This window comes from Wolbachia endosymbiont of Nomada ferruginata, assembly GCF_001675785.1.
Lineage (GTDB): Bacteria > Pseudomonadota > Alphaproteobacteria > Rickettsiales > Anaplasmataceae > Wolbachia > Wolbachia pipientis.
Map to the genome: position 1 here is coordinate 1 of NZ_LYUY01000063.1, position 7,970 is coordinate 7,970.

Genomic DNA, 7,970 nt, shown 5'->3' on the forward strand with positions numbered 1-7,970 from the left:
GTTTAGAATAAAAAAACGCCATACTTGAAAGTATAATGTAAGTAATTAGCCAACCACGGGGCTTCTTTTGCCTTTTTTTTCGTTTGGTAAATTTCTTAAATATTTATAGCTAAACGACAACCGTCATCCCGCTACGTGTTAGCGGGATCTATGCCAAGAGATACCGTGAATGAATCGCGGTATGACGTAGGATTGCTGTCATTCCGCTGCTTGTTAACGGCTGAATACCGCGAATGAATCGCGGTATGACGGTTAAGTATCCCGCTGCTTGGATGACAGCAGATCACCTCTTCACAAAGATTTTATCAGTAATACGCATATCAATAATACTCCAATCGCTGAAAGTAAAATCAGTTGTATTGTGTAAGTGGTTTAAATAGTCCCATGCACTATAAGGGTTATCTTCAGGCAGTTTTACTGTGGAATCGTTATCAAGTATGATATTCCATCTTCTATTCCCTATATAAGCAAAAGAAGAAATGTGGTCTCTTAATTGAGTTTTACTCTCCAACACATCTCTAACAAATTCTAGGTTTGATAACGAGTTTTGTCCTGTAATTACAACAAGATCATCTACTAGATAGTCATCTACGATCACTTTACCTTCAAAATCAATTACCGAGGTTTTGTTATTATCTTTCCAGAGAGCAAACGGTTTATGCTCATCTATATTAATGTGTAGAGTATTGGGCAAAATTCTGTGAACTCTTACGTGTTTTATCCACCTGCTTACGGATTGTATGTTACCGGCAAGTTTTGAAAGTGATATATACAGGATAGGTTGCGTTCTATCTGTCAAACTTAGAATATCCTTTTTGTTTGTAAATTTATTGCCGCTCACGACTACTTCGTCGATTGAAAATCCACTACTGAGTAATAAACTAGATAGGCAGTCATTATACCAAGTAAAGTAGTAATTAAATCGATTTATTATTTTATCAAGTGAGCTGTAGAGTATTAGCGTAAGAAAAAGTGCTGTGATAATAACCAAGGCACACTTGCGCAAAAAACTCCTTTGGCTTCTAGTAATACTGCTCAACATGACTTAAATCCCTAATATTTTTGTGCTGCAAACTATCTTCAATAATAATTTTAACTAATTCATTAAAATTGATTCCTTTTGCCAATTTTGCAATTTCTGGCACTAACGATAACTCAGTAAAGCCAGGATGTGTATTAATCTCAAGCATTTTTAAAGTGTTATTTTTGGGATTATAACGGAAATCTGAGCGGGAAATAGTTTTGCATCCTAAAAATTGATGAACTTTCAGTGCGTGTTCCAAGGTCATTTTATATATATTGTCAGGAATTTTAGCAGGAAATATATGTTCTGCAAATCCATCTGTATACTTTGCTTCATAATCATAGAATTTATTTTTTGGTCGTACTTCTATAGTGCCAATTGCTTCATCCAGCAATACAGCAGTATGTAACTCTATGCCCGGTATGTATTCTTCTACGATCATCTTTTCCATTATAGTAGAACTATTATCTTTCAGTTCTAAGTAATCCTCGTGCGAGAAAATTATGTACACTCCAATACTTGAACCTTCATTAATTGGTTTTAAGACGTACGGATAATCGATTTTAATATTATTTTTTAGTACATCTTCTCGGCTAATTACATAACCTTTTGGAGTATCAATACTAAGGGACCGAAATATATGCTTTGACATCACTTTATTCATAGCAACAGCAGAAGCCATAACTCCTGAGTGTGTATATTTTATACCTAAAATCTCCAATAAACCTTGAATGCAGCCATCTTCACCATAAGGTCCATGCAGAGCAATAAAAGCAAGCTCAGGATTAATTTTTCTAAGCTTTTCAGCAACGTTGCTGTCAACATCTATTTCTATTGCATTATATGAAAGGCTATCGAGCGCTTTCTTTACTGCTTTTCCGCTCATAAGCGACACTTCTCTCTCACAAGAAAATCCACCACTTAAAATTGCTATAGTTGGAATCATGGGCATTCTATGTTTTACTACATAGCATATATAAAAGATGCTCTTATCTTCAATAGAAAAAACGCTTTGAAAAATTCTATAGCTCTATCCTATGCACAACTGTACGAACGTTTGTTTTGTTAAGATACAACAAATGGTGTCATCCCAGTGCCCTGACTACTTGGATCCAGGATTTTGATTAGCACTAAGTTGGTGAGCATATAAAGTGTTATGTTAAAATATAACGTTTTTACGGAAAGTCTGGATTCCAGTGTCTGGGCACTGGAATGACACCATTCTTTTTTCTGGATCCCAGTGTCAGGGACTGGGATGACATCATAGAAGGCTACTCGGATGACATCATAGAGGCCACTGGGATGACATCATAGAGGCACTGCCCTTTTGGATGGAAACCAGTGTCAGCTACTTGCATGACACCATCTGCCACCTGCAAATTGCAATGTTCGTACGATTGTGCGTCACGCGCTGGAATGACAAAGAAGAGTGAGTTGCTAGTTTTTCATATGGTTATGCAAGGAGTCTGATCTTTTTCTTTGTTAATATTATTCTAAATTTTCATCAAAATAAGTTGTTTTATCCTTTTTTTCCTTATACTCTTCTGCAGTATAGAGAGGTTGTTTTTTAGCTGTGATATTTGGCCATTTTTGTGAGTATTCTACGTTTATGTTGTAAAATGACTTGAAAGTTTTTTGTTCGCTGCTCAGCAACTCTTCATCTAGTTCTAAAATATCTTTTATGGAATCATCAGTTACAATTGCATCCACCGGACACTCAGGTATGCACACTCCGCAATCAATACATTCATCTGGATTAATCACGAGCATGTTTTTACCTTCATAGAAGCAGTCAACGGGACATACTTCCACACAGTCCGTATATTTACATTTTATGCATTTATCTGTAACAAAATGCGTCATAAAACACTGTATATTTGCATTATCTTGGGTACACTAAATTGATAAGAAATTCAAGCCTTTTATGAAGATAAATAAATTGAACAACAAAGAATTAGAAGTATGGTTAAGCTTGGCTAGAACTATAGGACCAATAAAGTTTTTTAGTATACTAAGAACACATGGATCGCTAGATGAGGTGTTGAAATATCTCAATAGGGTGGCTAATAATAAGGTGTATGGCATTCAAGATGCACGAGAAGAAATCAATAATGCAGAAAGAATTGGAGCTAAAATTATACCTGCATGTGACCCAGATTACCCTGATCTTTTAAGAAATATCTCTAATTGTCCTCCTGTAATAACTGCGTTTGGTGATATATCATTATTAAGCCGTGAGATAATTGCAATAATCGGTGGGCGTAACTCTTCGATGAATGGAAGAAATTTTGCCAATAAGTTGGCACTTGATTTAAGCGAAGCTGGTTTTATTATCGTTTCTGGACTTGCAAAAGGAATCGATACTGCAGCAAACAGTGTAATATACAAAAATCATCCCACTATTGCTGTTACAGCAAGCGGAATTGATGTGGTGTATCCAAAAGAGAATTTTGATCTATACAAAAAAATCACTGGGAATGGTGGTTTAGTAATTACTGAGCTTCCATTTGCTACTAAACCAAAGCCTCAATATTTTCCTCAAAGGAATCGAATTATATCTGGCCTATCGCTGGGTGTTGCAGTGATTGAAGCATCGAAACGTTCTGGCTCTCTAATAACAGCAGATTTTGCTTTAAATCAAGGGAGAGAGGTGTTTGCAGTTTCTGGTTTCCCTTTAGATTCACGCTGTAGTGGTAGTAATTATTTAATTAAAAACGGTGCTAAGCTTATCGAATCCGCTGATGACATAATAGAGAGTATTAGGTTTAGTTTACCTCCGCAGCAAAAAAACCTATTTGATGTTGAGCACCATTTTGTTAACCAAAAACAAGAAAAATTACAACAGGCAAAATCTGTTATAGTTGATCATATTAACTCTGTACCTGTTGATATAGATGAACTTATATTAGCAAGCGGACTTTCTACCAACATAGCTCTAATGGCTCTTTTGGAACTAGAGTTGGAAAACAAAATAGAGCGTTCACCGGGGAATAAAATATCGTTAATTTTCTAGATTACTTTAGCTATGTCGTTTTACTAGATGCTCGTACAGATATATACTTGATACTGAAATGATGCCATTTGTCATAGGATTCTTAGTTACTGATTTTAGAATTGATAAGAGAAAACTTTTTTTCAACCTGTTGTATGATTTTATAAAAGTGATCGAAATCTAAGCTTGCACTGCCAATTAAAACTCCTGATAAATTTGAAATATTTAACAAATTTTCTATATTTTCTGAACTGACTGAACCACCATATATAATGTGTTTTTTACTAGTACACAATTTTATTACCTCTATCACCTCAGCAATTGTATCATTATTTGGCACATGACCTGTGCCTATTGCCCATATTGGCTCATATGCTACGGTATATTCACCGTGTGTTGGCAAGCGGTTTTTGCATTGATATTCTATTACTTCTTTTGTTTTTTCATTCTTATAATCTTCTGAATTTTCACCTACACAGATAATTGGGTGTAAGCCTGATTCTATTGCTATTTCTGACTTAAGTTTTATTTCACTATCTTTTTCATTGGCCCTTTCAGAATGCCCAAGTATTACGTAAGTACACCCTAGTTCTTTTAACATTTCTGCGCTAATTTCACCTGTGTAAGAACCGAACTTTTTATGATGGCAATTCTGTGCTCCTATATTAATATTATTGTTCAACTCTATACTGCTTGGAAATGACGTAAAAGGAGGGCAAATTACTAATTTAGAGGTAATTTCGTTGCTCTTGTCGTTAAGTTTGCCTATAAAGTCAACAAATGAAGAACGCATTCCATTCATTTTCCAATTTGCTACTATTAAAAAGGACATCAACTTTACTTATATGAGTGAGAGTGCCGGCTGTCGGACTTGAACTGACAACCTACTGATTACAAGTCAGTTGCTCTACCAATTGAGCTAAGCCGGCGTTAAACACATTAATAATATACAATTATCAATGAATTTTAGTCAACTAATTTTTAAAATACTGTATAATGAAAATAATATGAAAAAATTTTTACTGAAGCCAAAAAAGAGTCTAGGGCAAAATTTTATTTTATCGAGTGAGATAACAAAAAAAATCGTCGCTTTAGCTGGTAGTCTGGAAAATTTTAATGTCATTGAAATTGGTCCTGGATATGGTGCATTAACAAGAGAAATATTGGTGCATAATCCAAAGTCTCTACTTTCTATAGAAAAAGATAGAGATTTAGTAAAACACCATGACCAACTGCTAAATGAGCATCAAGGAAAGTATAGAATTATAGAAGCAGATGCACTGCATGTTACAGAAGAAGAGCTGATAGAGCGCCCAGTTAAAGTTATTGCTAACTTGCCTTACAATATCTCGGTAGTGTTATTTTTAAAGTGGTTAAATAATATAAAATTTTTTACGAACTTGACATTAATGTTTCAAAAAGAGGTAGCAGATCGCATTACGGCAAGACCCAATTCTAAAGATTATGGTTCCTTATCAGTGCTAAGCCAGTTGCTATGTGATATAAAAAAGGAATTTGATATTGAACCTAAAGAGTTTTTTCCAAGACCAAAAATACATTCTTCAGTAATTACAGTAAATCCTTTGCCTATCCCAAAATTTGCAGTAAATTTGGAAACCTTAACAAGATTAACACGTGCTGTTTTTTCTCAAAGAAGAAAGATGCTGAGAAATAGCTTGCAAAATATAACGAACCGCCCTGAAATCATCTTTGAAAACGCTAAATTGAGTGGAAACGAACGCCCAGAAAACTTAACTATTGAGCAGTTTTGTTTGCTGGCAAATAATGTAGAATGCTTATTGTGCAATAAAATGTATTAGCAGCTATATATTCTGGTATCTCTTCTATCCCCTAAAAACAGTGAGAGCTATACGACAGAGCTACACCAGCTTCTATAGCTCCGCTTCTGTCATCCTATGACTTACTGTACGAACATTGCAATATGGCACATAGTAAACGATGTCATTCCAGTCTGGAATCCAGCTTTTTCATAATCATTAAAACGTTGTATTTTAACATAAAACGGCTACTTTTATACTTAATAAAATTCCTGGATCCCAGTGTCTGGGCACTGGGATGACATCATAGGGACACTGGAATGACATCATAGGAGGCTTGGATGACACCTTAACGATTTGAAGAACCGTCATCCCGCTGCTTGTTAGCGGGATCTAGAGATACCGCGAATGAATCGTGGTATGACGTAGGGAAACCTTTCTTGGGTTAGCTATAGAATGCTTATTCTGCAATAAAATGTATTAGCAACCATATAGCTTTTCTATCTCCTAAAAACAGTTAGAGCTATACAATTAAAGGCTCCTAGCTAATTTTGCCTATTGCAATTTAATTAATTGGCGTATAAGCTTTAAATAAAGCCTATGAAAAAAATGGAAGCTTGTTATTCGTTTGACGATATACTTCTTTTGCCAGCCTATTCTAATATATTGCCTTGCGATGCAGATACAAAAACTTATTTAACAAATAGTATAGAACTAAATATCCCTCTCATATCCTCTGCAATGGATACTGTTACTGAATCGGGCTTTGCAATAGCTATTGCCCAACATGGAGGGATAGGTTGCATACATAAGAATTTATCAATAGATGAACAAGTTTTAGAAGTAAGAAGGGTGAAAAAATATGAAAGTTGGATCGTGTATAACCCAATTACGATTTCACCGGATAAAACAGTTGCGGAAGCAATTTCATTAATGAGAGAGCACAATTATTCTGGCATTCCTGTAGTCGATCAACGCAAGTTAGTTGGAATTTTAACTAACCGAGATGTGAGATTTATTGAAGACCAGAACATGAATGTAAAAGTTTCCGAAGTGATGACAAAAGATAAGTTAGTGACAGTGCGGGAGCAGGGAGTGAATAGTGCCTCAGCAATGAAATTGTTGCATGAAAATAGAATAGAAAAGCTTTTGGTCGTAGATGAAAATTCTTGTTGTATAGGTTTAATTACGGTTAAAGACATTGAAAAATACAATAGATACCCAAATTCATGTAAAGACAGTAAAGGGCGTCTCAGAGTTGCCGCTGCAATTGGCACTGGTAAAAAAGATGGTATAGACAGATGTGAAGCTTTGATCGGAGAAGAAGTTGATGTAGTTGTTGTGGATACTGCTCACGGTCATTCCGAAAACGTTATCAATACCATTAGGGAAATAAAAAAGATGTATCCTAATACGCAATTAATTGGCGGAAACATTGCAACAAAGGAGGCTGCTGAAGCGTTGATTGATGCGGGTGTTGATGCAGTGAAGGTTGGAATAGGACCAGGATCAATCTGTACAACCAGAATAGTTACAGGTGTTGGTGTGCCACAATTCTCTGCAATCAAGAATGTTGCAGAGGCGTGTAGAGCAAGAAACGTCAGACTAATTGCTGATGGTGGGGTAAAATACTCAGGAGATGTTGCAAAAGCTATTGCAGCTGGTGCTGACTCTGTGATGATTGGTTCGATTTTTGCTGGCACTGACGAAAGCCCAGGTGAGATTATTATGTATAAGGGCAGAGCATATAAAGGCTATCGAGGAATGGGATCTATTAGTGCAATGAAACGAGGTTCAGCTAGCCGTTATTTTCAAGATAAAGATTCAAAACTCAAATTAGTTCCACAAGGAGTGGAAGGAAGAGTTCCATTCAAAGGTCCAGCTTCAGGAGTAATCCATCAATTGATTGGCGGATTGCAAGCTGCAATGGGGTATACTGGTAATAGGAATATAGAAGAGATGAAAAAAAATTGTAAATTTGTTACTATTACTGCATCAGGATTAAGAGAGAGTCACGCTCATGATATAGTCATTACACAAGAAGCTCCAAATTATGCTTATCAAACGTCCAATTTGTCAACCGATTCGGAGTAGTCCAGAAAAAGTAGAGAGAAAGTTAAGACGTTTTTGGAGTAAAATAAAACGTTTTTTCAAAATATGACAAATAGAAGAGAAT

9 protein-coding genes and 1 tRNA gene are annotated in these 7,970 nt (G+C 35.7%); 3 read left to right on the plus strand and 7 right to left on the minus strand.

Annotated features, from left to right (window positions below; all coding sequences use genetic code 11):
- Positions 1 to 131: 131 nt before the first annotated feature.
- The 4 genes from BA053_RS07670 to BA053_RS04230 form a co-directional block, all read right to left on the minus strand.
- Positions 132 to 287, minus strand: coding sequence for a hypothetical protein (locus BA053_RS07670; protein WP_156518045.1), 156 nt, complete (start codon positions 285 to 287; stop codon positions 132 to 134).
- Positions 284 to 1,042: a cell division protein FtsQ/DivIB gene (locus BA053_RS04220; RefSeq protein ID WP_006280710.1), complete on the minus strand. Its 759-nt coding sequence runs from the start codon at positions 1,040 to 1,042 to the stop codon at positions 284 to 286. Before BA053_RS04220 ends, BA053_RS07670 begins: the two co-directional genes overlap by 4 nt.
- Entirely contained in the window at positions 1,023 to 1,976 is a 954-nt protein-coding gene (locus BA053_RS04225; protein WP_065106799.1) for a D-alanine--D-alanine ligase, read from the minus strand. Before BA053_RS04225 ends, BA053_RS04220 begins: the two co-directional genes overlap by 20 nt.
- A 536-nt stretch (positions 1,977 to 2,512) precedes the next feature.
- Positions 2,513 to 2,887, minus strand: a complete 375-nt coding sequence (locus tag BA053_RS04230; protein ID WP_063630600.1) for a ferredoxin family protein — start codon at positions 2,885 to 2,887, stop codon at positions 2,513 to 2,515.
- 61 nt (positions 2,888 to 2,948) lie between these two features.
- Between BA053_RS04230 and dprA the strand changes: the two genes are divergently transcribed.
- Positions 2,949 to 4,037, plus strand: coding sequence for a DNA-processing protein DprA (gene dprA / locus BA053_RS04235; RefSeq protein ID WP_065095041.1), 1,089 nt, complete (start codon positions 2,949 to 2,951; stop codon positions 4,035 to 4,037).
- Positions 4,038 to 4,119: 82 nt separating this feature from the next.
- On the opposite strand, the gene BA053_RS04240 is transcribed toward dprA, so the two are convergent.
- Both BA053_RS04240 and BA053_RS04245 read right to left on the minus strand, forming a co-directional pair.
- On the minus strand, positions 4,120 to 4,848 hold the full coding sequence (locus BA053_RS04240; protein WP_065095042.1) for a triosephosphate isomerase: 729 nt from the start codon (positions 4,846 to 4,848) through the stop codon (positions 4,120 to 4,122).
- 24 nt (positions 4,849 to 4,872) lie between these two features.
- Positions 4,873 to 4,945 (minus strand) — tRNA-Thr (locus BA053_RS04245).
- A gap of 78 nt (positions 4,946 to 5,023) precedes the next feature.
- Here BA053_RS04245 and rsmA point away from each other — a divergent pair.
- Positions 5,024 to 5,836 carry a 16S rRNA (adenine(1518)-N(6)/adenine(1519)-N(6))-dimethyltransferase RsmA gene (rsmA, locus tag BA053_RS04250; protein WP_065106800.1) on the plus strand — a complete coding sequence of 271 codons (813 nt, stop codon included), beginning with the start codon at positions 5,024 to 5,026 and terminating at the stop codon, positions 5,834 to 5,836.
- Between the two features lie 192 nt (positions 5,837 to 6,028).
- Here the strand turns inward: rsmA and BA053_RS07370 are convergent, their stop codons facing one another.
- On the minus strand, positions 6,029 to 6,166 hold the full coding sequence (locus BA053_RS07370) for a hypothetical protein (protein WP_156518046.1): 138 nt from the start codon (positions 6,164 to 6,166) through the stop codon (positions 6,029 to 6,031).
- Positions 6,167 to 6,394: 228 nt separating this feature from the next.
- Here BA053_RS07370 and guaB point away from each other — a divergent pair, with 228 nt between their 5' ends.
- Positions 6,395 to 7,888, plus strand: a complete 1,494-nt coding sequence (gene guaB / locus BA053_RS04255) for an IMP dehydrogenase (RefSeq protein WP_065095043.1) — start codon at positions 6,395 to 6,397, stop codon at positions 7,886 to 7,888.
- Positions 7,889 to 7,970: the final 82 nt, after the last annotated feature.

Coding starts and splice junctions, on each gene's coding strand:
- BA053_RS04220 (WP_006280710.1), bottom strand. CDS start 1,042: ATGTTGAGCAGTATTACTAGAAGCCAAAGGAGTTTTTTGCGCAAGTGT.
- BA053_RS04225 (WP_065106799.1), bottom strand. CDS start 1,976: ATGCCCATGATTCCAACTATAGCAATTTTAAGTGGTGGATTTTCTTGT.
- BA053_RS04230 (WP_063630600.1), bottom strand. CDS start 2,887: ATGACGCATTTTGTTACAGATAAATGCATAAAATGTAAATATACGGAC.
- dprA (WP_065095041.1), top strand. CDS start 2,949: ATGAAGATAAATAAATTGAACAACAAAGAATTAGAAGTATGGTTAAGC.
- BA053_RS04240 (WP_065095042.1), bottom strand. CDS start 4,848: ATGTCCTTTTTAATAGTAGCAAATTGGAAAATGAATGGAATGCGTTCT.
- rsmA (WP_065106800.1), top strand. CDS start 5,024: ATGAAAAAATTTTTACTGAAGCCAAAAAAGAGTCTAGGGCAAAATTTT.
- BA053_RS07370 (WP_156518046.1), bottom strand. CDS start 6,166: ATGACGGTTCTTCAAATCGTTAAGGTGTCATCCAAGCCTCCTATGATG.
- guaB (WP_065095043.1), top strand. CDS start 6,395: ATGAAAAAAATGGAAGCTTGTTATTCGTTTGACGATATACTTCTTTTG.